Origin of the sequence: Polaromonas naphthalenivorans CJ2, from assembly GCF_000015505.1 — a bacterium.
Classification (GTDB): Bacteria; Pseudomonadota; Gammaproteobacteria; order Burkholderiales; family Burkholderiaceae_C; genus Polaromonas; species Polaromonas naphthalenivorans.
Genome location: NC_008781.1, coordinates 2,941,707 through 2,964,056, shown reverse-complemented (window position 1 = coordinate 2,964,056; position 22,350 = coordinate 2,941,707). Strand labels below are relative to the sequence as shown.

26 protein-coding genes are annotated in these 22,350 nt (G+C 58.9%); 12 read left to right on the top strand and 14 right to left on the bottom strand.

Annotation, left to right across the window (positions count from 1 at the left end):
- Positions 1-2: 2 nt before the first annotated feature.
- The gene (gene cydP / locus PNAP_RS27670) at positions 3-170 is read right to left on the bottom strand and encodes a cytochrome oxidase putative small subunit CydP (RefSeq protein ID WP_198140638.1); all 168 of its coding nucleotides are present in this window, start codon (positions 168-170) and stop codon (positions 3-5) included.
- Between the two features lie 216 nt (positions 171-386).
- Between cydP and PNAP_RS14085 the strand changes: the two genes are divergently transcribed.
- Positions 387-1,724, top strand: coding sequence for a sigma-54 interaction domain-containing protein (locus PNAP_RS14085; RefSeq protein WP_041376717.1), 1,338 nt, complete (start codon positions 387-389; stop codon positions 1,722-1,724).
- Between the two features lie 67 nt (positions 1,725-1,791).
- Here PNAP_RS14085 and PNAP_RS14080 read toward each other — a convergent pair whose 3' ends face one another.
- The 6 genes from PNAP_RS14080 to PNAP_RS14055 all read right to left on the bottom strand — a co-directional run bounded on the left by PNAP_RS14080 (position 1,792) and on the right by PNAP_RS14055 (position 6,285).
- Entirely contained in the window at positions 1,792-2,124 is a 333-nt protein-coding gene (locus PNAP_RS14080) for a hypothetical protein (RefSeq protein WP_011802198.1), read from the bottom strand.
- 126 nt (positions 2,125-2,250) lie between these two features.
- On the bottom strand, positions 2,251-3,237 hold the full coding sequence (locus tag PNAP_RS14075; protein WP_041376716.1) for a recombination-associated protein RdgC: 987 nt from the start codon (positions 3,235-3,237) through the stop codon (positions 2,251-2,253).
- Between the two features lie 150 nt (positions 3,238-3,387).
- Positions 3,388-3,942, bottom strand: a complete 555-nt coding sequence (locus PNAP_RS14070) for an NUDIX hydrolase (protein WP_041377287.1) — start codon at positions 3,940-3,942, stop codon at positions 3,388-3,390.
- A gap of 182 nt (positions 3,943-4,124) precedes the next feature.
- Positions 4,125-4,820 (bottom strand): fumarylacetoacetate hydrolase family protein, encoded by a 696-nt coding sequence (locus PNAP_RS14065; protein WP_011802195.1) that lies wholly within the window; start codon positions 4,818-4,820, stop codon positions 4,125-4,127.
- A 37-nt stretch (positions 4,821-4,857) separates the two neighbouring features.
- Entirely contained in the window at positions 4,858-5,880 is a 1,023-nt protein-coding gene (locus PNAP_RS14060) for a Bug family tripartite tricarboxylate transporter substrate binding protein (RefSeq protein WP_157040415.1), read from the bottom strand.
- A 102-nt stretch (positions 5,881-5,982) separates the two neighbouring features.
- Positions 5,983-6,285 carry an antibiotic biosynthesis monooxygenase family protein gene (locus tag PNAP_RS14055; RefSeq protein ID WP_011802193.1) on the bottom strand — a complete coding sequence of 101 codons (303 nt, stop codon included), beginning with the start codon at positions 6,283-6,285 and terminating at the stop codon, positions 5,983-5,985.
- 239 nt (positions 6,286-6,524) lie between these two features.
- Between PNAP_RS14055 and PNAP_RS14050 the strand changes: the two genes are divergently transcribed.
- The 11 genes from PNAP_RS14050 to phbB all read left to right on the top strand — a co-directional run bounded on the left by PNAP_RS14050 (position 6,525) and on the right by phbB (position 16,071).
- Positions 6,525-6,887, top strand: a complete 363-nt coding sequence (locus tag PNAP_RS14050) for a roadblock/LC7 domain-containing protein (protein WP_011802192.1) — start codon at positions 6,525-6,527, stop codon at positions 6,885-6,887.
- Between the two features lie 10 nt (positions 6,888-6,897).
- Positions 6,898-7,398 (top strand): PAS domain-containing protein, encoded by a 501-nt coding sequence (locus PNAP_RS14045; protein ID WP_011802191.1) that lies wholly within the window; start codon positions 6,898-6,900, stop codon positions 7,396-7,398.
- Entirely contained in the window at positions 7,395-8,144 is a 750-nt protein-coding gene (locus tag PNAP_RS14040; RefSeq protein WP_011802190.1) for a phosphate/phosphite/phosphonate ABC transporter substrate-binding protein, read from the top strand. The genes PNAP_RS14045 and PNAP_RS14040 overlap by 4 nt, the downstream gene beginning before the upstream one ends.
- A complete protein-coding gene (locus PNAP_RS14035) occupies positions 8,137-8,745 on the top strand; it encodes a hypothetical protein (RefSeq protein WP_157040291.1) in 609 nt (202 codons plus the stop codon). Before PNAP_RS14040 ends, PNAP_RS14035 begins: the two co-directional genes overlap by 8 nt.
- Positions 8,742-9,605: a hypothetical protein gene (locus PNAP_RS14030; protein WP_011802188.1), complete on the top strand. Its 864-nt coding sequence runs from the start codon at positions 8,742-8,744 to the stop codon at positions 9,603-9,605. Before PNAP_RS14035 ends, PNAP_RS14030 begins: the two co-directional genes overlap by 4 nt.
- A gap of 54 nt (positions 9,606-9,659) precedes the next feature.
- A complete protein-coding gene (locus PNAP_RS14025) occupies positions 9,660-10,277 on the top strand; it encodes a hypothetical protein (RefSeq protein ID WP_011802187.1) in 618 nt (205 codons plus the stop codon).
- 66 nt (positions 10,278-10,343) lie between these two features.
- Entirely contained in the window at positions 10,344-10,982 is a 639-nt protein-coding gene (gene maiA / locus PNAP_RS14020) for a maleylacetoacetate isomerase (protein ID WP_041376715.1), read from the top strand.
- On the top strand, positions 10,961-11,815 hold the full coding sequence (gene pgeF, locus PNAP_RS14015) for a peptidoglycan editing factor PgeF (RefSeq protein WP_049763690.1): 855 nt from the start codon (positions 10,961-10,963) through the stop codon (positions 11,813-11,815). The genes maiA and pgeF overlap by 22 nt, the downstream gene beginning before the upstream one ends.
- Positions 11,816-12,164: 349 nt before the next feature.
- Positions 12,165-13,928, top strand: a complete 1,764-nt coding sequence (gene phaC, locus PNAP_RS14010) for a class I poly(R)-hydroxyalkanoic acid synthase (RefSeq protein WP_011802184.1) — start codon at positions 12,165-12,167, stop codon at positions 13,926-13,928.
- A gap of 112 nt (positions 13,929-14,040) precedes the next feature.
- Complete coding sequence (locus tag PNAP_RS14005; RefSeq protein WP_011802183.1) at positions 14,041-15,219, top strand: acetyl-CoA C-acetyltransferase; 1,179 nt, start codon at positions 14,041-14,043, stop codon at positions 15,217-15,219.
- Between the two features lie 114 nt (positions 15,220-15,333).
- Positions 15,334-16,071 (top strand): acetoacetyl-CoA reductase, encoded by a 738-nt coding sequence (gene phbB, locus PNAP_RS14000; RefSeq protein ID WP_011802182.1) that lies wholly within the window; start codon positions 15,334-15,336, stop codon positions 16,069-16,071.
- Between the two features lie 71 nt (positions 16,072-16,142).
- Here phbB and PNAP_RS13995 read toward each other — a convergent pair whose 3' ends face one another.
- The 7 genes from PNAP_RS13995 to rpsA form a co-directional block, all read right to left on the bottom strand.
- Positions 16,143-16,538, bottom strand: a complete 396-nt coding sequence (locus tag PNAP_RS13995) for a ComEA family DNA-binding protein (RefSeq protein WP_232290700.1) — start codon at positions 16,536-16,538, stop codon at positions 16,143-16,145.
- A gap of 106 nt (positions 16,539-16,644) precedes the next feature.
- Positions 16,645-17,652 carry an ADP-glyceromanno-heptose 6-epimerase gene (gene rfaD / locus PNAP_RS13990; RefSeq protein WP_011802180.1) on the bottom strand — a complete coding sequence of 336 codons (1,008 nt, stop codon included), beginning with the start codon at positions 17,650-17,652 and terminating at the stop codon, positions 16,645-16,647.
- Positions 17,653-17,685: 33 nt separating this feature from the next.
- Positions 17,686-18,633, bottom strand: a complete 948-nt coding sequence (rfaE1, locus tag PNAP_RS13985; protein WP_011802179.1) for a D-glycero-beta-D-manno-heptose-7-phosphate kinase — start codon at positions 18,631-18,633, stop codon at positions 17,686-17,688.
- Positions 18,634-18,652: 19 nt separating this feature from the next.
- Positions 18,653-19,798, bottom strand: coding sequence for a lipopolysaccharide assembly protein LapB (gene lapB, locus PNAP_RS13980; RefSeq protein ID WP_011802178.1), 1,146 nt, complete (start codon positions 19,796-19,798; stop codon positions 18,653-18,655).
- A complete protein-coding gene (locus PNAP_RS13975; RefSeq protein ID WP_011802177.1) occupies positions 19,788-20,075 on the bottom strand; it encodes a LapA family protein in 288 nt (95 codons plus the stop codon). The genes lapB and PNAP_RS13975 overlap by 11 nt, the downstream gene beginning before the upstream one ends.
- A 60-nt stretch (positions 20,076-20,135) precedes the next feature.
- Complete coding sequence (locus tag PNAP_RS13970; RefSeq protein ID WP_011802176.1) at positions 20,136-20,450, bottom strand: integration host factor subunit beta; 315 nt, start codon at positions 20,448-20,450, stop codon at positions 20,136-20,138.
- A gap of 74 nt (positions 20,451-20,524) precedes the next feature.
- Complete coding sequence (gene rpsA, locus PNAP_RS13965; protein ID WP_011802175.1) at positions 20,525-22,210, bottom strand: 30S ribosomal protein S1; 1,686 nt, start codon at positions 22,208-22,210, stop codon at positions 20,525-20,527.
- Positions 22,211-22,350 lie beyond the last annotated feature (140 nt).

The following is a 22,350-nucleotide window of genomic DNA, read 5'->3' as shown; positions in this document are numbered from 1 at the left end:
CTTCAAGCCCCAAAGCGCAGCCAGCCCGCCAACTGCGCGGCCACGGTGTTTGTGTTGACTGTCACGCGCTGGTCTCGCACAAATCCCCACCACAGCGCGACCAGCACGACGAGCTTGATGAGCAGCACGACAGCCAGTTTTTTGACGAGGGGATTTTTCAGGGTGGGCATGACAATCAATACGCTTGTGAGTTCTGTATTTCAAGAACCGTGCCACGGCGCGAGCCGAATAAATATCGTTTAACTTCAATGAGTTACGGTTTTAAATAAAGTCGGCGTTAGATGCCAGAAGGAGATAACTGCCATATTTGACAGGGACTGCCAATTCAGGCATAGACTGCATGTCAGCGAAACCAAGGAGCCGCCGTGAAGCCATTACCCGAATTGATGTCCTACCTGGAGGGCTTGAGCGAGCCGCATATCCTGTTCGACACCCAATACCGCATCCTGGCGGCCAACGCGGCTTACCGGCAGCAGTTCAGCCCGGTGCAAAGCGTGGTGGGGCGCACCTGCTATGAGGTGTCGCACCACTTCAACGTGCCGTGTGACCAGGCCGGCGAGTCATGCCCACTGGCCCAATCGCGCGCGTCGGGGCAGCGTGAGCGGGTGCTGCACCTGCACCACACGCCCAAGGGTGAGGAGTACGTCAACATCGAGCTGGCCCCGCTGCTGGACGCCCATGGCGAACAGGCTTTTTTCGTCGAGAAGATGGAGCGTCTGCGGGTGGCACAGGGTCAGCCGGCAGCCCAGGGCCTGATTGGGCGGGCGCCTGCCTTTCAGCACATGCTGGCGCTCGTGGCGCGCGTTGCGCCCTCGCAGGCCACTGTGCTGCTGCTGGGAGAGTCCGGTACCGGCAAGGAACTGGTCGCCCAGGCGATCCACGAGGCCAGCCCGCGCGCGCAGCGTGCGCTGGTGGCGGTGGATTGCTCAAGCTTGCCGGAAAACCTGTTTGAGTCCGAGTTGTTTGGCCACGAGCGGGGCGCTTTCACCGGTGCCAGCACCGCCCGGGGCGGTCTGATCGAGGCGGCCAGTGGCGGCACCCTGTTCCTGGACGAGGTGGGCGATATTCCACTCATCATGCAAGTCAAGCTGCTGCGTTTGCTGGAAACCGGCACCTACCGCCGCGTGGGCAGCACTGAGCTGCGCCATGCCGACATCCGCGTGGTTTCGGCCACCCATCGCGACCTGGACCGCATGGTGTCCCAGGAGCTGTTTCGTGAAGACCTGTACTACCGCCTGAGCACGTTTCCGATTCACCTGCCCGCCTTGCGCGAACGAAGGGACGACATCGTCCTGCTGGCAGCCGCCTTGCTGGAGCGCGTGGCCCCTCAGCGCAAGCTGCGCATCAGCGAGCCCGCACTGCGCTTGCTGCAGGCGCAGGATTACCCGGGCAATGTCAGGGAACTGCGAAACCTGCTGGAACGTGCGGCGCTGCTGTGCGATGGCAATACGGTCGAAGCCAGCCATATCCAGCAGGCCCTGTCGTCGGGAAGACGCCCGTCGGCCGGGCCGCGTGTCCATCCGCAAGCTTGCGATGCCGGCATCACCGACACTGCCGTCAGCAGCCTGAAGGGCTTGACCCTGGCGCCAGGCGCTCTTAGAACCATCGAACGCGCTGCGCTGCAGCAATTGGTCAGCGGCCACCGGGGAAGCCGGGCGGATTTGGCGAATAAGCTGGGCATCAGCGAACGCTCCCTTTACCGCAAACTCAAGGCGCTGGAATAAGTGCTTATCCGTAAATAGCCGACCTTACGCAGCAAGGGATACGTTTTTCGGGGCAAGGTCGGGTTTTTTATCTCGTTGTTCGAGACGGGTAAACCACTACGGATTCCGCCTTGGACCGCTCACTATCGTCGCGTGACTCTTCAGCGGGTTGGCGCATCAGCATGGAGCGAGGCTGGTGTGCATTCTTGAGTTCCCCTTCAATTCTGGCGATTCGTTCGGCATACATTTTTGCCAGTGCGGCGTGGTGTTCTGCGGCTGCCTGGTGTTCGACCCAAGCCAGGTTCGCTTCTTCCAGATACTCAAGGGATTTGCGAATGTGTGCTTCAGCACGCGGTTCAAACAGATGAAATCTCATGACAAGCTCCCGATTGAGATGCGGCCCAATGATGGCAAAAGCCAAGTTAATTCCGAAGGCCTTCAGTTCGACAGAAAATTCATGATTACCTGTTATTCAAAACCTTGTCAATCGGATGGGTCTTATCTTTTGACGTTCACAAAAGGCAGGCCGTCCCGGGCAAGCCAGGGGCTACGCAGCAGCGAGTTGGCGCTCTGGAGATGGTCCGGCTACTGTCGGGGGAGACGTTCCATCCATTGAAAGCTCGCCGCCCAGGGCTTCAAGCAGGTCAGGAATCAGGTCCGATAGCTCGCCCGTCACGATGGCCGCGTCGGCGTCAAAGCCGTCGTCATCCTTGCCGTTTTCCTGCACGCCATCAAGCACCACGTCGAGCAGCTTGATTTTCTTTATCTGGGCCATGTCGGTCAGCACGAACGAGACACGCTCATTCCACGTCATCGCCAGTTGGGTGGGTACTTTTCCCGATGCGATATGTTCCGCCACTTCGTCGATCTCAAGCGTGTGGCGCGAATAGCGGACGGTCGATTTCTGGTCGTCGGGCATCTTGAGTTCGCAGTCGCGGTCCACCGTGAAGCTGACTGGGGCTTCGCGGCTGGCCAGCCAGTGCGCCATGGCGGCGCCGGCGGCCATCGTGGTCTGCACCGGTTTGGCCATGAGGCCCGGGCGGGTGCCGGGGATTTCGCTCAGGGCTTCAATCAACTGGCTGACCACCTTGTCGGCGCCGGTCAGGCTGCCGGAGTCAACCACCAGAAATTTGTTGACCGGGTCAATCCACAGCGTGGTGGATGAGCGCTTGGTGAAGGCGCGCGGCAACAGGCTCTGGATGGCTTCTTCCTTGAACTCTTTTTTGATCTTGGCGCTGACGCGTTCGCGGCCGGTTTCCTGCTTGTATTTTTCGACCCGTTCCTCCACCTCGGCCTTGACGGCCGAAGCGGGCAGGGGGCGGCGCTCGATGCTCAGCCGCAAAATGACCTGCGTACCGACGGTTTCCACCATCACGGTGCTTTTGTTGCCGCGAGGAGGAACCCAGCCGACAGACTCGGCTTGCGTGGCGCCGCAGGGCATGAACTGGGCCGACTGGAGTGCTTCTTCCAGGGCGTCCAGAGGCGGAAGGACAAAGTCGGTGGCAATGCGGAAAAAGGAGGCGGATTTGAACATGGATTTCCGATTTTTTGGGGTTCGGGTGAAAAGGGAAGTGACGGCGAAAATGCCCGGCAAGGAGTCCATCCAGTGCCTGAAATTCTTGCGCCGCGCTCAGGATGTGAAGTTGTGAAGTGTGCTTGCCCGGCGTGAACGAAGGCCGGCAGTTCAGGCGATATCAAGCACATGGATGCCAAACCGGCCCTTGCGGCGGTCGTCGAAATAGCGCTCCAGTGTTTCCTTGACCGTCTTGAAGGCAATCTCGTCCCATGGAATTTCCGACTCGGTGAACAGCCGGGCTTCAATGGTTTCATGGCCGGGATTGAACTCGGTGCTCAGCAGCCGCGCCCGGTAATACAGGTGGACCTGACCCACGCGAGCCACATTCATGATGCTGAAAAGGGCTTGCATTTCATACTGCGCGCCGGCTTCCTCGTCGGTCTCGCGGGCAGCGCCTTCTGCGGTGGTTTCGCCCATTTCCATGAAACCGGCCGGCAGCGTCCATTTGCCCCAGCGCGGTTCGATATTGCGTTTGCACAGCAGTACCTGGCCGCCATCTTCGCCCCAGACCGGCACGGTGCCGACGACGTTGAGCGGGTTTTCGTAATGCACGGTAGCGCAGGCCGGGCAGACCGCCCGCTCCTTCGTGTCGCCATCATCGGGCAGGCGATAAACCACGGCGGTGCCGCAAACTCGGCAGTGTTTCAGGGGGGGACGGTGCATCAAATAAGTGTAGCGGCTTTGACGTTTGTATTTGTCAAGAAGAAGGTTCATGCCCCGCAGAATGCTATAAAAAATATAGCTTAAAACGCATGGCTATCATGCGCAAAAGTCCTAAATCACCATAGAAACCGGATATGAGCCCGGTTGGGAACAAGGCCACTCGCTGCCAGTCTGTGAATCAATCAATCAATCCTGATGCTCAGCGTTTCCAGGCCTGTAACGCCTCCGGTCAGGATGTCGCCCGGCACCACGGCTGCCACGCCTTCAGGGGTGCCGGTGTAGATCAGGTCGCCGGGCTGCAGTTCCCACGCCGCCGACAGGTGTTCAATCGTCTCGGCGATATTCCAGATCAGTTTGGACACATTGCTGCGCTGGCGCTCCTGGCCGCTCACCTGCAGATAGATTTCGGCATGGTTCACATCGCCGGCCTGCGCTGCCGGGGTGATTGGGCCAATCGGCGCGGAATGATCGAAGGCCTTGCCAATGCACCAGGGGCGGCCCTGTTTTTTCATCTCGCCCTGCAAGTCGCGGCGCGTCATGTCCAGGCCCACGGCATAGCCAAAGATGTGCTGGTGCGCATCGGCAGCCTGGATGTTTTTGCCGCCTTTGCCAATCGCCACGACCAGCTCGATTTCATGGTGCAGGTTGTTGGTCAGGCTGGGGTAGGGCATGCTTGCGTTGCCGCCAGCCTCAACCGCAACGATGGCGTCGGCGGGCTTCAGGAAAAAGAAGGGCGGCTCACGGCCGGTGAAACCCATTTCCTTTGCATGATCTTCATAGTTGCGGCCGACGCAATAAATACGGTGGACCGGAAAACGGTCTTTAGTGCCGGCGACTGGCACGGAAACCGTGGCGGGGGGTGTAAAAACAAAACTCATGGCGGGGATTCCTTTGGAGGTCTGTGCCGGGCTGCGGCTATTCGATCTTGATGCCGCGTGTCTGGATGATATTGCCCAGAATGGCGGTTTCGTCCTTCAGTCGGCCTGTCAGGCCTTCGGGCGAAGTTCCGACGGCCTGCCAGCCTTGCGCGAACAGCTTTTGCCGGGTATCCGCATCGCGAATGATGCGGGGAACTTCCTGGGCCAGCCGCGCCTGGGCCGCTTTGGACAGGCGGGCCGGACCAATCAGCGCGGTCCAGACTTCCAGGTTGACATTCTTCAGGCCGGCATCGGCCAATGGCGGTACATCCGGTGCCAGCAGACTGCGTCCGCCCGTCAATCCAATGGCCCTGAGCTTGCCGGAGCGGATGTGCGGCATGGCAAGGCCGGGCGGTACCAGCGCCATCTGGATCTGGCCGCCCAGCATGGCCGTGACGACCTGCGGATTGCCGGAATACGGAACATGCACTGGCGCCATGCCGGGAGAGCGGCTTTTGATCAGTTCCATGCCCAGATGCGCGACCGAGCCGTTGCCGACCGAGCCGTAGTTCCACTGGCTGCCTGCCTGCTTGGCCGCTGCAAAAAATTCGGCCCCGCCGGGCAGACTCGCCGGGGCCACCAGCATCAGCGGTGCGGTGGTGAGCAGCGAGATGGGCGCAAAGTCCCTGGCCGGGTCGTAGGGCAGCCTGGCGTAGAGCTGCCTGGCCGAAGTCAGGTTGCCGTTGATGACGACGCCCAGCGTGTGGTCATCACTTGCCTTGGCAACCAGATCCGCCGCGATGTTGCCCGAGGCGCCCACCCGGTTTTCAATGATGACCGGCTGGCCCAGCGCTTTGGACAGGGGTTCCGCCAGGGTGCGGGCCGACATGTCGGGCGTCGAGCCTCCGGGAAAGCCGACCAGGATGCGAATCGGCCGGCTTGGCCAGGCCGTAGTTGCTTCGGGGTTTTTTAAGCTATTTTGTGCCGTACCGCATATGGGCAGGGTGCAGGCAGCTATCAAAAACGTAGTGCGCGCTGCCTGGATTGAAAAGGCTGAAAGCTTTTTCAGCCGGCTCTGCATCTGGGGGAGTGGGTTCATTTTTGAGGGAACAGTTTTTTAAAGGCTGGGGCGGTGCGCAAAAATTGTCCGCCAGCCTTGGTTTCGTCTGTGCGATGCGCCGGATCAATCCGATTTGACCAGCAGGTTGAAATGCTCCACCGTGGGTGGCCCCGCAAAAAACGGTCCGACAATCGTGCGCCATTCGGCATAGGCGGGTGACTCGCGAAAATCGACGGTATGGTTTTCAAGCGTTTCCCAGAAGATTTGCAGCAGGTAGCGCTCGGGGCTTTCGATGCCCTTGTTGACTTTGTAGCCCTGGAAACCCTTGGCGTTGGCAATGACGGTGCGCACGCCGCGTTCGATGGCTTCGTCAAAAGCCGCCTGCTGGCCGGGTTGAATGCGGATGTCGGCAAGTTCAAGAATCATGAAGGCTCCAGTAGTTTGTTGAGTTTTTGGGGAAAGCGCTAACTCTAGCGTCAAATTTCAAGGGTTGCCCGTCATGCTTGACTCAAGGCGGCATGCACCGTCCAAAACCCGTTTTCGGGGGAACTTGCGCTAACCCATGCGACGTATTAAAGTAGTTTTGATGTGTGTCAATCGTAACCAGGCGTCATGGCTGTTTAATAATGGCACTAAATTTGAATTCACGTATATGGAGTAGAACGATGCGCACAGACATGTTTCAGCAGGCGCTGGAGGACCTGAACGGTTCAACAGCCGATATCGAGGCTTCAGCCTTGATATCCACCGATGGCTTGATGATTGCCTCGGCCCTGCCGCACGGCATGGACGAAGACCGGATTGGTGCCATGTCTGCTGCCTTGCTGTCTCTGGGCGAACGTACCGCCCGCGAACTGGCGCGCGGTACGCTGGCGCGGGTACTGATTCAGGGCGAGCGCGGCTACGTGATCATGAGTTCGGCGGGCCCCGAGGCGGTGCTGACGGTGCTGGCCAAGTCCAATGCCAAGCTGGGCCTGATCTTTCTGGACATCAAGCGGGCCGCCGAGACGCTGTCCAAGCTGATCTAAAGGAGCTGCGATGAGACTTCCCGACATGACCAGGCCGACCGCAGACGCTGTCGAGTCACGGCTGACCTACACCGACGGTGCTTCCCGAACCGTCTTTGCCACAGAGGTGGAGGTGCCGTTCCCCGAAGGGCGCCTGATTGTGTCGCGCACCGACCTTGACGGCATCATCACCCATGCCAACGACGCCTTCGTCGAGCTGAGCGGCTGGGTGCGCGATGAGCTGATCGGCAAGCCGCACCACATCTTGCGCCACCCCGACATGCCCAAAGTCGCTTTCAAGGATCTCTGGAACACGGTTTCGGAAGGCAAGAAATGGCATGGTTACGTCAAGAACCTGCGCAAGGATGGCTCCTACTACTGGGTCTATGCAACGGCTGTCCCCAATATCCGCAATGGGCAAATTGCAGGCTACACCTCGGTACGCCGCAAGCCTTCGCGCACACGCATTGACGAGCTGATTCCGGTGTACCGCCAGTGGCTGGAGCAGGAGAAGGAAAAAATCGCATCATGACCCTCAATTTTCTGATCGCCCCTGATTTTTCCCCCGAGCGTTTTGCCGGCTGGCACATGCTCAACACGCTGCTGCAGCGTCGCTCCGGCATTCACCTTCACCTGCTGACCCCGGCGAGTCCGGCCGAACAGGCGGCCCTGCTGGCCGAGGGCAAAGTCGATATGGTGTATGCCAACCCGTTTGATGCTGCCGACATGATCCGCAGCCAGGGTTATGTACCGTTCGCACGGCCAGCCGAGCGGTTTGACGAGATGGTGATTGCCACCGGGTCTGAATCCAGTCTGCAAAAGCTGGAGGACATCCAGCCCGGCAGCCGCATTGCGCTGACGGACAACAAGGACGTCAAGCTGATTGGCTTGCGCCTGCTGGAGCCAGCCGACCTGAACGAGTCGCTGATCGAGTGGGTTCCGGTGGAGAGTTTTCAGGCCGTTGCGCGCCTGACCATCAAGGGCGGGGTGCAGGCCGGTTTTTTCCTGGCCGAAGCCTATGCGTCGCTCACCCGCATGACGCGCAGCCAGCTGCGCGTTCTGGTGGAAAGCAGGATCAGCGACATCTCGCATGTGGTGCTGGCGCACCCGCGCATGGCTGGCGACTTGCCGCGCCTCAGCGAAGCCTTGCTGGGTATCGGGCGCGAGCCTGCTGACAGCGACGTGCTTGAGGCACTCGGTATTCCCAAGGGGTTTGAAGCGATGACCCAGGAAGATGCGGAATTCATGATAGACCTGATGGACACGCTTCTTGACTGACGATGCACAACGACGCGTGACCGGGCCTGCATCTGGCCAGCGAATGGCAAGGCTGGCGGTACGGCGGCACGCCCGGCATCTGCTGCGCGACCCGACCGATGTCGGCTCGCACATGGCGCGCCTGCATGCCTCGCTTGAGCTGGCAGGCGCCGAGCCGGTGCAGGGCGCGCTGGCCGACCTGTTCAGCTGTTTTGGTGCGCACGATGCGCCCCTCAAGCGCACGGCCCTGCAACTCTCGCAGGGCCGTCTTTCGGCGCATGCGGCCCGCTGGTTCGAGGCGCAGGTCGCACAGGCGGCACTGCCCGCCATCAATCCCCTGGCGACGCGCTGGAGCGTGCTGGCCCACCCCTCGGCGGATATTTCAACCCGGGCCCGGCGTTGCAGCGTTGACGATTCCCGCATGCTGGCCGGGCAGGCGGTCCTGGCCTTCAGGGCCGCCGACAAGCCGGCTCAAAACGAATTTTTGCACCACTGCGTGACCTGCCATGACAACCTGGCATTCATGCTGGCGCGCCGGGCACTGCTCAAGTCTGGTGCGGCGTTGCCTGGCGACTGGGAAGCGGTCAGCCTGCAACTGGAACAAACCCGGGAGTTGACATGAACGTGGCGTTGGTGGGTCTGACCACCCGTGAAGAAGTGGCTCTGGGCATGCTGGTCGGCAAGTCACAGCCAGGCTGGCAGTGCAGCGCGGTAACAGCCGGGCTTGATGAGTCCTTGCCGCCCGCAGACCTGTATGTGGTCGATCTGGCGGGCAGGGGAATGCGGCGCTGGACTGAGGAAGCGCAGAGCGATCTGCTCAAGGCGCTTGATGGGGCGCCCGCTGTGCTGGTTGCCCCCGCTTTTGACCAGACCTGGTCGGCGCTGGACAGCCATCTCATGAAAAGCCAGTCGCTGGTGCTGCTGCACAAGCCCTACGGTACTGAAGACATGCGGGCTGCGCTCAAACAGGCCGCAGCTGGCCGCGCAACCCCTGTTCAGCCCAAAGCCTTGCCGGTTGCGCCATCAGTGCCCCATGGGGTGCTTCCCCCTGAATCGGCGCCTCGCGTTATCGCTTCGCCAGTCATGGCTGCAATGCCACCTTCATCCCCCGTGGCGCAGGAGGGCGGAAAGATGACTGCCGGTGAATTCCAGGCCCGTCCTGGCACTTTTCCCGGACATGAACCGCCACTGTTCATGCGCATGCTGGGTGAAGCGCTGGCGCTACACAATCCGTTCGAAGTCCGGGTTTCGTTCCTCAACAGAATGATCTTTCATCCTGATGCGCAATGGATGGCGAGCAACACGTCACTGCCGGTGCTGGAAGATCTGTGTGGGAACGATGCACTCGCTTCAAGCATCGAGATCGATACGATTGACGACAAGGATGCCATGGCGCGGGCGTTGCGCCTGGGCATGCCGATAGAGCCGCTGGAACCCTTTCTCTGGAAGCTGGCGCATGAACAGCTGGACAAAAAAGCCTGACTCCGCAGTGTGCTTGCTGCATGAATTTTTCAACACCTCTGTTAAACAATTGCCATGACCTTGACTGCATCTGAATACTTCATGCTGACGCCTGCCGGTGTCTTGCATGCGTTTGCCCACCCAACACCGGACCAGACGGCATCCGCCCTGCAAACGCTGCTGACCGGCGAGCGGTCGCTGAACCTGGCTGCCTGGACCGCTGCTGATCCGCTGGCGCCCAGCGTGCTGGCTGGCGCTCTCGACAGCGGCTGGGTGCAGGTGCTGCACAGTTCCCTGCAGGGGCCTGATGCCCGTCTTGACGATTTCTTGCAGCATGTGATTGCCTCACTGTCGGGCGAGCGCCGTGCCGTTCTGGCCTCTGAAGAAGGCTTTTGCCTGGGCCGCACCGGTGTCGATCAGGACGAGGCCGAGATTGTTTGCGCCGCCGCTGCAGACTATTCCGGTTTTGCAGCCCGGCAGGCGCGGCGCGGCTGGGATGGCGGCACGCGCTATGTGTCGTTTCACCGCGACCCGGAATTTTTGCTGCCTGACCATGTTTTCATGCCGTTCTGGGTGGACGGGGCCGGCTACTGGCTGATCCTCATGGGCGAGCCGCTGCTGAACAATCCGGCGCTGGTCGAACTACTTTGGGGCATCAAACAGGCGGGAACCCGCTTTGCCACCATCGGTTGACAAAACGCATGGGTTCCCGAAAGCTTCCAAGCAGGCAAAAGGCCATTTCGGTTTATGCTTTCAGCCATGAAGCTGCACAACTATTTCCGCTCTTCCGCCTCGTTTCGCGTGCGGATTGCGCTTGAACTCAAGGGCCTGATCTACGAATACATTCCGGTTCAGATTGCCAGGGGCGATCACAAGAAAGAGCCTTATGCCGCGCTTTCCGCCGATCACCTGGTGCCGCTGCTGGAGGTCAATGGCGAAAGGCTGTCGCAGTCGATGGCCATCATTGAATACCTTGACGAACTGCATCCCACGCCGGCACTGCTGCCAGCCGATGCATTGGGCCGCGCGAGGGTTCGGGCTCTGGCGCAGTCGATTGCCTGCGAGATTCATCCGCTCAACAACCTGCGCGTGCTCAAGTACCTGGTGCGCGATCTCAAGGTCGAGGAAGAGGCCAAGAACAACTGGTATCGCCACTGGTGCCGGGAGGGGCTGGAAGCTTTCGAACGGCAACTGGTCCAGTTGCCGGCGTCCACCTATTGCTACGGAAACACCCCGACGCTGGCCGACTGCTGCCTGGTGCCGCAAATCTTCAATGCCGCGCGTTTCAATGTGAATTTTGACGGATTGCCGCTGACCATGGCCGCCTACGACGCCTGCATGGCACTATCTGCCTTTCAAAAAGCACAGCCTTCGGCATGCCCCGACAGCCAAGCCTGAAGTTGCACAACGCACTTCATCCCGACTGGCTGGTTCCGGACTGGCCAGCGCCTGCCGGCGTCAGAGCGGTGTTCACGACCCGTGCTGGCGGTGTGTCGGCCATGCCGTTTGACAGCCTGAACCTGGGCGATCATGTCGGCGACCTGCCCGCATCGGTAGCTGCGAACCGCGCCGTGCTGCGACGCGCCACGGGAACAAGCCAGGCGGTCTTCATGAACCAGGTGCATGGCGCCAGGGTGCAGTTGCTTGAGCCGTCCAGCGCCGACGGCCAGCCTGCCGATGCCTGCGTGACGGTGCATCGCAAGCTGGCCTGTACCATCATGGTGGCGGACTGCCTGCCGGTGCTGCTGGCGACGCACGATGGCGGGGTGGTTGCCGCAGCCCATGCCGGCTGGCGCGGGCTGGCCGGCTGCGGCGACCCGCGCGGGTGGGGCGTTATCGAGTCAGTTTATGAGTCTTTTAGTGCTCTTGCGCACACTGGATATGCGCAGGTAGCTATCAAAACAATAGCGTGGATGGGTCCGTGCATCGGGCCTTCCGCTTTTGAAGTAGGTGCTGAAGTCAAGCTGGCGTTTGAATCGGTGCAGCCTGAAGCGGCACGTTTCTTTGTGCCGGTCGGCCCCGGGAAATACCTGGCCAACTTGCCAGGCCTGGCTCGTCTTCGGCTGGAGGCACTGGGCATCACGCAGGTTTACGGCAACGACGGCAGCCCGCCCTGGTGTACCGTTGGCAATCCCTCAAGGTTCTTTTCCCACCGGCGCGATGCCGGCATCGCGGGCAATGGCTTCGCCACCACCGGGCGCATGGCTGCCTGCATCTGGCTCGATGACTGAAGGTATTGCCGGGCTTGCGTCCACGCCTGCAGCGGCTGAATGCCGTGCCCGTGCTTCAGCTTCCCGTTGTTTGATGGCCTTGCTGCGCGCCGGGGCTCCCATCAGGTAAACCACCAATACCACCGGACCCACGCCGTAGAGTACAAGGGTGACCAAAGCACCCAGCAGTGTTCCATTGCTGCTGGTGGCCTCGGCAACACTCATCATGAGTACTACATACATCCAGGCTATAACGATCAAATACATAAAAAATACATGCCTTCTTGTCAGAATTTCAAAAGTTATTCATAGGATACTGGCATGATGCCCAAGGCGCTTAACTAGACGATGCATCATCGAGGAGACATTTATGAATTTTGAACCTAGCTGGACACAAGCGGCCCAACAAATGCAGGAAACCCTGGGGGCAGGTCTCACGCAGGCCATGTCCTCTCTGGGGGGCGGAGCCGCACCTGGTTTTCCTGCAATGGACCTGTCGGTGTTCAAGACCCTGGCTCCATCCCAGCCCTCGATCACCTTCGAGCCATCCAAATTACTCGAACTTCAGCAGCGCTATATAGCAGGTGCTTCGGCTATCTGGAACCAGGGCCTTCAAGCCACCGATGCGGCAGTGGTTGCGCCTGATCGCCGCTTCTCCGATCCGGCTTGGCAGGCCAGTCCGGTTTCAAAATTCCTGGCATCGGCCTACCAGCTCAACGCCAGCACCCTGATGGGCCTGGCTGAAGCCGTTGAAAGCGACGCCAAAACCAAGGCTCGCCTGCGTTTCGCAGTCGAGCAGTGGATGGCGGCTTCAGCGCCCAGCAACTTCCTGGCGCTGAATGCCGAAGCCCAGAAAAAAGCCATCGAAACCAAAGGCGAAAGCATTGCCAGGGGCTTGGCGAACATGCTGCACGACATGAAGCAGGGCCATGTCTCGATGACCGATGAGAGTATTTTTGAAGTCGGCAAAAACGTCGCCACCACCGAAGGCGCGGTGGTGTTTGAAAACGAATTTTTCCAGTTGCTCGAATACAAGGCATTGACGGACAAGGTGTATGAAAAGCCTTTCCTGATGGTTCCGCCTTGCATCAACAAGTTCTACATCCTCGACCTGCAGCCCGAAAACTCCCTGATTCGCTATGCGACGGCCCAAGGCCACAGAACCTTCGTGATGAGTTGGCGCAATCCGGATCAGTCCATGTCTGCAAAAACCTGGGACGACTACATTGAGAACGCACCCATCAAGGCCATCGAGGTGGTGCGCGAGATTACAGGCGCCGACACCATCAATGCGCTCGGTTTTTGCGTGGGTGGCACTATCTTGGGCACAGCGCTGTCGGTGCTGGCGGCGCGCGGCGAAAAGCCGGTTGAAAGCGTCACGCTGCTGACGTCATTGCTGGACTTTAGCGACACCGGAATCCTGGACATCTTCATTGATGAAACATCGGTCAAATACCGTGAAGCCGAGATGGGCAAGGGCGGTTTGCTCAAGGGCAAGGAGTTGGCTTCAACCTTCAGCTTTCTGCGCCCGAACGACCTGGTCTGGAACTATGTCGTCGGCAACTACCTCAAGGGTGAAACGCCGCCGCCGTTCGATCTGCTGTACTGGAATAGTGATTCGACCAACCTGCCTGGGCCGTTTTATGCCTGGTATCTGCGCAACACCTATTTTGAAAACAACCTGATCAAGCCTGGAAAAACCGTGGTCTGCGGCGAGAAGGTTGATCTCGGCAAGCTCGACATGCCGTTTTACATCTACGGCTCGCGTGAAGACCATATTGTGCCGATTGGCGGGGCGTATGCCTCCACGCAAGTTTTGCCGGGCAAGAAGCGCTTCGTGATGGGTGCTTCCGGCCACATCGCCGGCGTCATCAATCCTCCGGCCAAAAAGAAGCGCAGCTACTGGACCAATGACAAGCTGGCTTCCAGCCGGACTTCCGGTGACAAGTACCCTGCCGCGCAGGATGACTGGCAGAAAGACGCGACCGAGCATGCCGGCAGCTGGTGGCCAGACTGGTCCGAATGGCTGCAGGGACACGCAGGTAAACAGAGCGCGGCACCAAAAACCTATGGCAGCCGCAAGTACAAGGCCATCGAACCTGCGCCAGGGCGCTACGTCAAGGTCAAGGCCTGAAAAAGAGAGGCTTTGACCGCACAGAGTCCCGGACTCAGGCCGGCTTTGCCCTTTGATTCGTTGAGGTAAAGACCGGCATCGGGCATTTTCAAGTTTTTTACAAGGAGACAGCATGGAAGAGATCGTTATCGTTTCAGCAGGCCGGACTGCCGTTGGCAAATTTGGCGGTTCGCTGGCGAAAATACCTGCAACCGAGCTGGGCGCTGCCGTCATCAAGGCGGTGCTGGCGCGCTCGGGCTTGAACGCTGAACAGATTGGCGAAGTCATCATGGGCCAGGTGCTGGCTGCGGGTGCAGGCCAGAATCCAGCTCGTCAGTCCGTGCTCAAGGCCGGTTTTCCGCAGGGCATCCCGGGCCTCACGATCAATGCCGTTTGTGGCTCCGGTCTGAAAGCCGTCATGCTCGCGGCGCAGGCCGTTGCGACTGGCGACAGCGAGATCGTGATTGCCGGTGGCCAGGAAAACATGAGTGCTTCGCCACATGTATTGAACGGTTCGCGTGATGGTCAGCGCATGGGCGACTGGAAAATGGTTGACACCATGATTGTGGACGGCCTGTGGGACGTCTACAACCAGTACCACATGGGCATCACGGCAGAAAACGTGGCCAAGAAATACAACATCAACCGCGAAGCCCAGGATGCACTGGCCCTTGCCAGCCAGACCAAGGCAGCTGCGGCGCAGGATGCAGGCAAATTCAAGGACGAAATCATCCCGATTTCGATTCCCCAGAAAAAGGGTGATCCGCTGGTGTTTTCTGCCGACGAATTCATCAACCGTAAAACCAGCGCCGAAGGCCTGGCAGGCTTGCGCCCCGCGTTTGACAAGGCCGGTGGCGTGACTGCAGGCAACGCATCCGGTTTGAACGATGGTGCTGCAGCCGTCATGGTCATGACCGCCAAAAAAGCCGCTGCCCTGGGCCTGACGCCGCTGGCGCGCATTGCCAGCTACGCCACCGCCGGGCTGGACCCAGCCTACATGGGCATGGGTCCGGTGCCCGCCTCGACCAAGGCATTGCAGCGTGCCGGCTGGAACGCCCAGGATCTCGACCTGCTTGAAATCAATGAAGCCTTTGCAGCGCAGGCCTGCGCAGTCAACCAGGAAATGGGTTGGGACACCAGCAAGGTCAACGTCAATGGTGGCGCGATTGCCATTGGTCACCCGATTGGCGCGTCCGGTTGCCGTATTCTGGTGACGCTGCTGCACGAGATGGTGCGGCGTGATGCCAAAAAAGGCATTGCCAGCCTGTGTATCGGCGGCGGCATGGGGGTTGCCCTCACACTCGAACGCTAATATCAGCTAATATCAGCTAAAACAGGTTCTAGCGCCCGCTAGTCGGGCGTGAACAGCTATTAAATTAATAGCTAAATGATTCTATAAAAAATCTAGCATTTCAAGGAGAAGGCAATGAGCAACAAAGTAGCGTACGTAACAGGTGGTATGGGTGGCATCGGAACCGCCATTTGCCAGCGGCTGGCCAAGGATGGCTTCACGGTCATCGCCGGTTGTGGTCCCACGCGGGACTTCACCAAATGGCTCGACGAGCAAAAAGCGCTGGGTTATACCTTTCATGCCTCTGTCGGCAATGTGGGTGACTGGGACTCTACCGTGGCTGCGTTCGACAAGGTCAAGGCCGAGCATGGTCCGGTCAGCGTGCTGGTGAATAACGCGGGTATCACGCGTGATGGCCAGTTTCGCAAAATGAGCAAGGCCGACTGGGATGCCGTGATTTCGACCAACCTCGACAGCATGTTCAATGTGACCAAGCAGGTCATTGAAGGCATGGTTGAGGCCGGTTTTGGCCGCGTCATCAACATCTCTTCGGTGAACGGCCAAAAGGGCCAGTTTGGCCAGGTGAACTATTCCACCGCCAAGGCCGGCCTGCATGGTTTCACCATGGCGCTGGCGCAGGAAGTGGCAAGCAAGGGCGTGACGGTGAACACCGTCAGCCCAGGCTACATCGGCACCGACATGGTCAAGGCGATTCGTCCTGAAGTGCTGGAGAAAATTGTCGCCGGCGTGCCTGCCAAGCGCCTGGGCAAACCAGAAGAGATTGCATCCATCATCTCCTGGATCGCTTCTGATGAAGGTGGTTACGCCACCGGCGCCGATTTCTCCCTGAATGGCGGCCTGCACATGGGTTGAGTGTTTGGGCGCATCAATTCCTCCAAGTAAAAAAACCCGCTCGCAAGCGGGTTTTTTATGGTCGATTCAGTTTAATTTTTCGCCGCACTGGCCGCACTGGCTGCTGGTTTAACAGCAATGGCCTTCTCATCTTTTTTAGCTGTTTTCGCATCGGTTTTGTTTTCGGCCTGGTATGGCGCACCGGCCACGGTCATGCCTTCGGCGGAGAACTTGGCAGCATTTTTTTCGCCGACACCCTTAACGCGAGCGATGAAGTCATCCCAACTTTTGAACTCGGATTTTTTGCGCTCGGCAACAATCCGCTGGCTGGTGGCCGGACCGACACCCTTGATACCGTCGAGTTCAGCTTCGCTGGCCTTGTTGATGTCAACTGCAGCAAAAGCTGCGGTAAGTGACATGGCAGCGAGAAACGCCAGTAATTTCTTGAACATGGAAAATTCCCTTGAAAATAAATTGAGTGAAGTCATGGCCGCATCTTGAAGTAAAGATGTTCACTCATAATGGCTTGATTCAAGCTGAGTTGACTGTCCGGTAAAATTTTGGCGAAAATATCCTTGATAACTCGGTAGGCGTTCAGTTCTTGGCGTTGCTCAGCCACTGCATATAGGCCGTCACACCCGATTGCACGTCGGCAAAAACGTGCTGGCAGCCTGCTGCGCGCAGGGCGCCCAAATCTGCCTGGGTGTAGCTTTGGTACTTGCCAACCAGCGCTTCGGGAAAACCGACGTAATCAATCATGCCTCCGCGTACGGCGTCTTCAAGACTCAATGGGGCTGCGTTCTGACTCTGGCGCAAGGTGTTCACGACAGCAATAGCGACGTCATTGAAGGGTTGCGCGCGACCCGTTCCCAGGTTGAAAATGCCGGATTTTTCAGGGTGGTCAAAAAACCAGAGGTTCACTGCCACCACGTCGTCGATAAAGACAAAGTCACGCATTTGTCCGCCCGGACCGTAGCCGCCGTAGTCGCCAAACAGCTTGACCTTGCCATCGGCCTGAAACTGGTTGAACTGGTGAAAGGCCACGCTGGCCATGCGACCCTTGTGCTGCTCGCGCGGACCATAAACATTGAAGTACCGGAATCCGGCAACTTGCGTTTGCGCATTTTCAAACCGCATGCCGAGTTCGCGCCGCATGTGCTGGTCAAACAGAAGCTTGGAGTAGCCGTAAACATTCAACGGTTTCTCGAATTCGGGGGATTCGCTGAAGGTATCCGAGCCACCGTAAGTGGCGGCCGACGAGGCATAGAGCAGGCGGGTGTTCTGGTTCTGGCAGGCACGAAACAGGTTGCACGACAGCGTGTAGTTGTTGGCCATCATGTATTTTCCGTCCGGCTCCATGGTGTCGCTGCAGGCACCTTCATGGAACACCGCTTCGACATGCCCGAAAGCACCCTCGGCAAACCGGTCGTAAAAGTCGCCCGCATCCATGTAGTCGGCTATTCTCAAGTCGGCCAGGTTGCGGAATTTGTCGCCTTGGGTCAGGTCATCGACGGCAATGATGTCGTCAATGCCACGGGCATTGAGTCCCTTGACCAGGTTGCTGCCGATGAAGCCGGCAGCACCGGTGACTACGATTTTCATGAAAATTCCTCGGGTTTCAGTACGCTGCGTAATTCAGGAGAATGCGAAGAGTTCGCTGTAATTGACGGTGGCCGTACCAAACTTGCCGACGACAATGCCAGCAGCACGGTTGGCAATCGGTACGGCATCACGCAGACTCATGCCGGCCGCCGCCATCGTGGCCAGTGTGGCAATCACGGTATCGCCCGCACCGGTGACGTCAAACACCTCTCTGGCCACCGTGGGTACATGCAGTTCTCCCTGTGCATCGAACAGCGTCATGCCTTCTTCGCTGCGCGTCACCAGCACGGCCTGCAGGTTGAGTGCGGCACGCAGATTATGGGTTTTAGTGTGCAGTTCGGCTTCATTGCTCCAGAGGCCAATCACCTGTTCAAGCTCTGCCCGGTTGGGCGTGATGACGCTGGCATTTTTGTAGCGTGCAAAGTCCGAACCTTTGGGATCAACCAGGACCACCTTGCCGGCAGCGCGTGCCTGGGCAATCATGGTCACGATGTGTGCCAGTCCGCCCTTGCCGTAGTCTGAAAACAGCACTGCATCATGCTGCGGATACAGCTTTTCAAAGGTCGCGGATTGGGAGGCCAGCACTTCATGCTCAGGCGTATTTTCAAAATCCAGCCGCAGCAGTTGCTGCTGTCGCCCGATCACCCGCAGCTTGACGGTGGTCTTGAGCTTCGCATCGCGGCCAAAATAGGGCGTGATGCCGGTCTTCGCAACCAAGTGTTCCAGCGTATGGCTGGCTTCGTCCTCGCCCACCACGCTTAGCAATGAAGCTTGCGCGCCCAGCGTCACGATGTTGTAGGCCACGTTGGCCGCTGCGCCGATGCGTTCTTCGGTACGTGTCACGCGCACGACGGGAACCGGGGCCTCGGGCGAAATGCGGTCCACGGCACCGTACCAATAGCGGTCCAGCATGGCATCTCCAACCACCAGAACGCGGGCTGAAGCAATTTTTTGAGGAGTTATTGTCAAGTTCAAGTTCATGTTCTGAGGGACGGCTGGATTACAGCTCTTCAATACGGCGCATGGGGTAGCTGTCCCAAGCCTGGCAGCCAGGGCAATGCCAGAAATGCTGCGTGGCCTCAAAGCCGCAAGCGGCGCAGCGGTAACGCATCAAGGGCTTGGTGGCCTGGTCCATTGCTCGTTGCACCAGGGCATGATGGCGTTCATCTTCAAGTTTCTCGCCCGCAATCCATTTACTGGCAGCCACCAGCGAAACCTCGCGCTCCAGATGCTGTACATACCACTGGCGTGCGGTTGCAGGGTCTTTTTCAAGTTTGACAATAGCTTCAATCAGATCAATCGAAGGCGCTTGGGCATAGCTGGCCTTCAGTAGCGCCAGCGTGGTTTGTTGCTCATCACTATTCTGCGCAATGTTGGCCAGCAGGCCCGCAGCCAGCGGTAAGGCCTGGGGGGCTGCAGTGGTCAGTTTGAGCAGAGTATGCAAGGCGTCATGCGCGTTTCCTAACTGGTATTGCAGTTTGGCTAAATCAATCAGTGGCCTGGCTAATGCGGGCGCCATGGCAACGGCTTGCATCAAGGTATTGAGTGCCTTTGCGGCATCGCCTGTAGCGGCAGACGCACTGGCCTGCTCGCACAGGTAGTGCGCCTGCCGGGTGCTGAAGCTTCCCTGACTGGAACTGCCCAGGCGGGCGGCAATTTCGGTGGCATTGGCCCAGTCGCGGGAGCGTTCGTAAATCGACAGCAGTGCAAGCCGGGCCTCTTCTTCAAACGGCGTGCCTTCGAGCTTTCGCAGAGCGGCTTCGGCGCGGTCGAGCAAACCGGCTTTCAGAAAGTCGAGCGCCAGCGCATGCTGGGCGCGCTCGCGTTCGTGCTGGGTCAAATCGCCGCGCGACATCAAATGCTCATGCACCCGCACAGCACGTTCGTATTCACCACGGCGGCGAAACAGGTTGCCCAGGGCAAAGTGCAGTTCGGAGGTGTCAGGGTCGTTCTGGACGGCTTCGATGAAAGCGTCAATGGCCTGGTCCTGCTGCTCGTTGAGAAGGAAGTTCAGGCCCTTGAAATAGGCCTTGGGCGCCTGGCGGTTTTCAATTCGCAGTTGTCGCAAATCCAGCCGGGAGGCCAGCCAGCCCAGCGTGAAGGCGAGCGGAAACCCGAGCAAAACCCAGGTGAAGTCAAATTCCATGTTGAAACGGGATGCGATGGTTGTCGGCTTCGTCTGGCGAAGTCCCGGAGCCAGGGGGGGGTAGGGTGGCTTTGGGCTTTTTCCACCAGCGCGGCATCATGACAAGAATACCCAGTGACAGCCCGCAAGCGAAGGTGACCAGCACCACCAGCACCAAAGGTGCTTGCCATAATGTACCGAAAAAGAAATGCACTGCGACCGTTTGCTGGTTATTCAGTGCAAAAGCAAAAAGCGTAAAAAAAATGGCTGCCTTGAGCAGCCACATCAGGTATTTCACTGGTGATCCCCGGAGTGGTCAGGCGATTGTAGCCAGCCCACCAAGGGAAACCTGAAGACCTTATCCGGAATATGTGACCTTCAGCAATTCGCCGGTTCGGGCATCAACGGCTTCCCGCAATGCCTTGCCCGGCTTGAAATGAGGCACCCGTTTTTCAGGAATGGCTACGCTTTCTCCAGACCGGGGATTGCGTCCCATGCGGGGCGGCCGCCGGTTGATGGAGAAGCTGCCAAAACCCCTGATTTCGATCCGGTTGCCACGCACCAGCGTGTCGCTCATGGCATCAAGAAGCGTCTTGACGGCATGTTCGGCATCGCGGTGTGTCAACTGGCTGAATCGGGCAGCCAACTCTTCAACTAAATCGCTTCGGGTCATCCAGAATTATCCAGTTGGGGACAGATGACATGGGCGGCGCAATGGCCGCGTCATGTGATCTGTCCCGCAAGGACTTACTTGTCGCTGTTGTCCAGCTTGGCGCGCAGCAGGGCACCCAGGCTGGTCAGGCCGGCGCTTTCGCGCGAGGACTGCTGGCTGAGGGAAGCCATGGCTTCTTGCTGGTCGGCGTTGTCCTTGGCTTTGACCGACAGCTGGATGTTGCGGGTCTTGCGATCCACGTTCACCACGACAGCCGACACTTCGTCGCCTTCTTTCAGCACATTGCGCGCATCTTCAACGCGGTCACGGCTGATTTCGCTGGCACGCAGGTAGCCAATGATGTCTTCGCCCAGATCGATTTCGGCGCCCTTGGCATCGACCGTCTTGACCTTGCCGGTCACAATCGCGCCCTTGTCGTTGATCGACACGAACGTGGTGAACGGATCGGAGTCAAGCTGCTTGATGCCCAGGGAGATACGCTCGCGGTCCACATCGACGGCCAGCACAATCGCTTCTACTTCCTGGCCCTTTTTGTAGTTGCGAACTGCGGCTTCGCCGGGCTCGTTCCACGAGAGGTCAGACAAGTGCACCAGGCCGTCGATGCCGGCAGCCAGGCCCACAAACACGCCGAAGTCGGTGATCGACTTGATCGGGCCCTTGACGCGGTCGCCGCGCTTGGTTTCCACGGCAAATTCCTGCCATGGATTGGCCTTGCACTGCTTCATGCCCAGGCTGATGCGGCGCTTGTCTTCGTCGATTTCAAGAACCATGACTTCGACTTCGTCGCCCAGGGCCACGAGCTTGCTAGGCGCAACATTCTTGTTCGTCCAGTCCATCTCGGACACGTGGACCAGGCCTTCGATGCCGGGTTCGAGTTCCACGAACGCGCCGTAGTCGGCAATGTTGGTGATCTTGCCGAACAGGCGGGTGCTTTGCGGATAGCGGCGGTTCACGCCCATCCATGGGTCGTCACCCATTTGCTTCAGACCCAGCGACACGCGGTTTTTCTCGGTGTCGAACTTCAGGATCTTGGCCACGATTTCCTGGCCAGCCGTCACCACTTCGCTTGGGTGACGCACGCGGCGCCATGCCATGTCGGTGATGTGCAGCAAGCCATCAATGCCGCCCAGGTCAACGAATGCACCGTATTCGGTGATGTTCTTGACGATGCCCTTGACGGCGGAGCCTTCCTTCAGGGTTTCCATCAGCTTGGCGCGTTCTTCGCCCATGCTGGCTTCGACCACGGCGCGACGCGACAACACGACGTTGTTGCGCTTGCGGTCGAGCTTGATGACCTTGAATTCCATGGTCTTGTTCTCGTACGGAGACAAGTCCTTGATGGGGCGGGTGTCGATCAGCGAGCCGGGCAGGAAAGCGCGGATGCCGTTGACCAGAACGGTCAGGCCGCCCTTGACCTTGCCGCTGGTCTGGCCGGTGACGAATTCGCCGGATTCCAGGGCCTTTTCCAGGCTCATCCACGATGCCAGGCGCTTGGCCTTGTCACGCGAGAGCAGGGTGTCGCCGTAGCCGTTTTCGACGGAGTCGATGGCGACGGACACAAAGTCGCCGACCTGGACTTCAACTTCGCCCTGGTCGTTCTTGAATTCTTCAAGAGGAATGTAAGCCTCGGACTTGAGGCCGGCGTTCACAACCACGTGGTTGTGATCAATGCGCACTACTTCAGCGGTGATGACTTCACCGGAGCGCATTTCAGAGCGTTCAAGTGATTCGTTAAACAGGTCGGCAAAAGATTCAGACATGAATTTCCTAATCCACACAACAGGTTTCCAATAGCGAAATTGCTATTGTTTTTAGGGCTGCTTGCGGCGGTTTGGTGAGGTTTCGCGGTCAAACGACGGGTAAGACCGCAGGTTAAACAAATGTTCCTGCTGACCTTGCG

What these genes read in the sequence shown, in the direction of transcription:
- cydP (WP_198140638.1), bottom strand. Translation starts at nt 170, where the DNA reads ATGCCCACCCTGAAAAATCCCCTCGTCAAAAAACTGGCTGTCGTGCTG.
- PNAP_RS14085 (WP_041376717.1), top strand. Translation starts at nt 387, where the DNA reads ATGTCCTACCTGGAGGGCTTGAGCGAGCCGCATATCCTGTTCGACACC.
- PNAP_RS14075 (WP_041376716.1), bottom strand. Translation starts at nt 3,237, where the DNA reads ATGTTCAAATCCGCCTCCTTTTTCCGCATTGCCACCGACTTTGTCCTT.
- PNAP_RS14070 (WP_041377287.1), bottom strand. Translation starts at nt 3,942, where the DNA reads ATGCACCGTCCCCCCCTGAAACACTGCCGAGTTTGCGGCACCGCCGTG.
- PNAP_RS14065 (WP_011802195.1), bottom strand. Translation starts at nt 4,820, where the DNA reads ATGAGTTTTGTTTTTACACCCCCCGCCACGGTTTCCGTGCCAGTCGCC.
- PNAP_RS14060 (WP_157040415.1), bottom strand. Translation starts at nt 5,880, where the DNA reads ATGCAGAGCCGGCTGAAAAAGCTTTCAGCCTTTTCAATCCAGGCAGCG.
- PNAP_RS14055 (WP_011802193.1), bottom strand. Translation starts at nt 6,285, where the DNA reads ATGATTCTTGAACTTGCCGACATCCGCATTCAACCCGGCCAGCAGGCG.
- PNAP_RS14050 (WP_011802192.1), top strand. Translation starts at nt 6,525, where the DNA reads ATGCGCACAGACATGTTTCAGCAGGCGCTGGAGGACCTGAACGGTTCA.
- PNAP_RS14045 (WP_011802191.1), top strand. Translation starts at nt 6,898, where the DNA reads ATGAGACTTCCCGACATGACCAGGCCGACCGCAGACGCTGTCGAGTCA.
- PNAP_RS14040 (WP_011802190.1), top strand. Translation starts at nt 7,395, where the DNA reads ATGACCCTCAATTTTCTGATCGCCCCTGATTTTTCCCCCGAGCGTTTT.
- PNAP_RS14030 (WP_011802188.1), top strand. Translation starts at nt 8,742, where the DNA reads ATGAACGTGGCGTTGGTGGGTCTGACCACCCGTGAAGAAGTGGCTCTG.
- PNAP_RS14025 (WP_011802187.1), top strand. Translation starts at nt 9,660, where the DNA reads ATGACCTTGACTGCATCTGAATACTTCATGCTGACGCCTGCCGGTGTC.
- maiA (WP_041376715.1), top strand. Translation starts at nt 10,344, where the DNA reads ATGAAGCTGCACAACTATTTCCGCTCTTCCGCCTCGTTTCGCGTGCGG.
- pgeF (WP_049763690.1), top strand. Translation starts at nt 10,961, where the DNA reads ATGCCCCGACAGCCAAGCCTGAAGTTGCACAACGCACTTCATCCCGAC.
- phaC (WP_011802184.1), top strand. Translation starts at nt 12,165, where the DNA reads ATGAATTTTGAACCTAGCTGGACACAAGCGGCCCAACAAATGCAGGAA.
- PNAP_RS14005 (WP_011802183.1), top strand. Translation starts at nt 14,041, where the DNA reads ATGGAAGAGATCGTTATCGTTTCAGCAGGCCGGACTGCCGTTGGCAAA.
- phbB (WP_011802182.1), top strand. Translation starts at nt 15,334, where the DNA reads ATGAGCAACAAAGTAGCGTACGTAACAGGTGGTATGGGTGGCATCGGA.
- PNAP_RS13995 (WP_232290700.1), bottom strand. Translation starts at nt 16,538, where the DNA reads ATGACTTCACTCAATTTATTTTCAAGGGAATTTTCCATGTTCAAGAAA.
- rfaD (WP_011802180.1), bottom strand. Translation starts at nt 17,652, where the DNA reads ATGAAAATCGTAGTCACCGGTGCTGCCGGCTTCATCGGCAGCAACCTG.
- rfaE1 (WP_011802179.1), bottom strand. Translation starts at nt 18,633, where the DNA reads ATGAACTTGAACTTGACAATAACTCCTCAAAAAATTGCTTCAGCCCGC.
- lapB (WP_011802178.1), bottom strand. Translation starts at nt 19,798, where the DNA reads ATGGAATTTGACTTCACCTGGGTTTTGCTCGGGTTTCCGCTCGCCTTC.
- PNAP_RS13970 (WP_011802176.1), bottom strand. Translation starts at nt 20,450, where the DNA reads ATGACCCGAAGCGATTTAGTTGAAGAGTTGGCTGCCCGATTCAGCCAG.
- rpsA (WP_011802175.1), bottom strand. Translation starts at nt 22,210, where the DNA reads ATGTCTGAATCTTTTGCCGACCTGTTTAACGAATCACTTGAACGCTCT.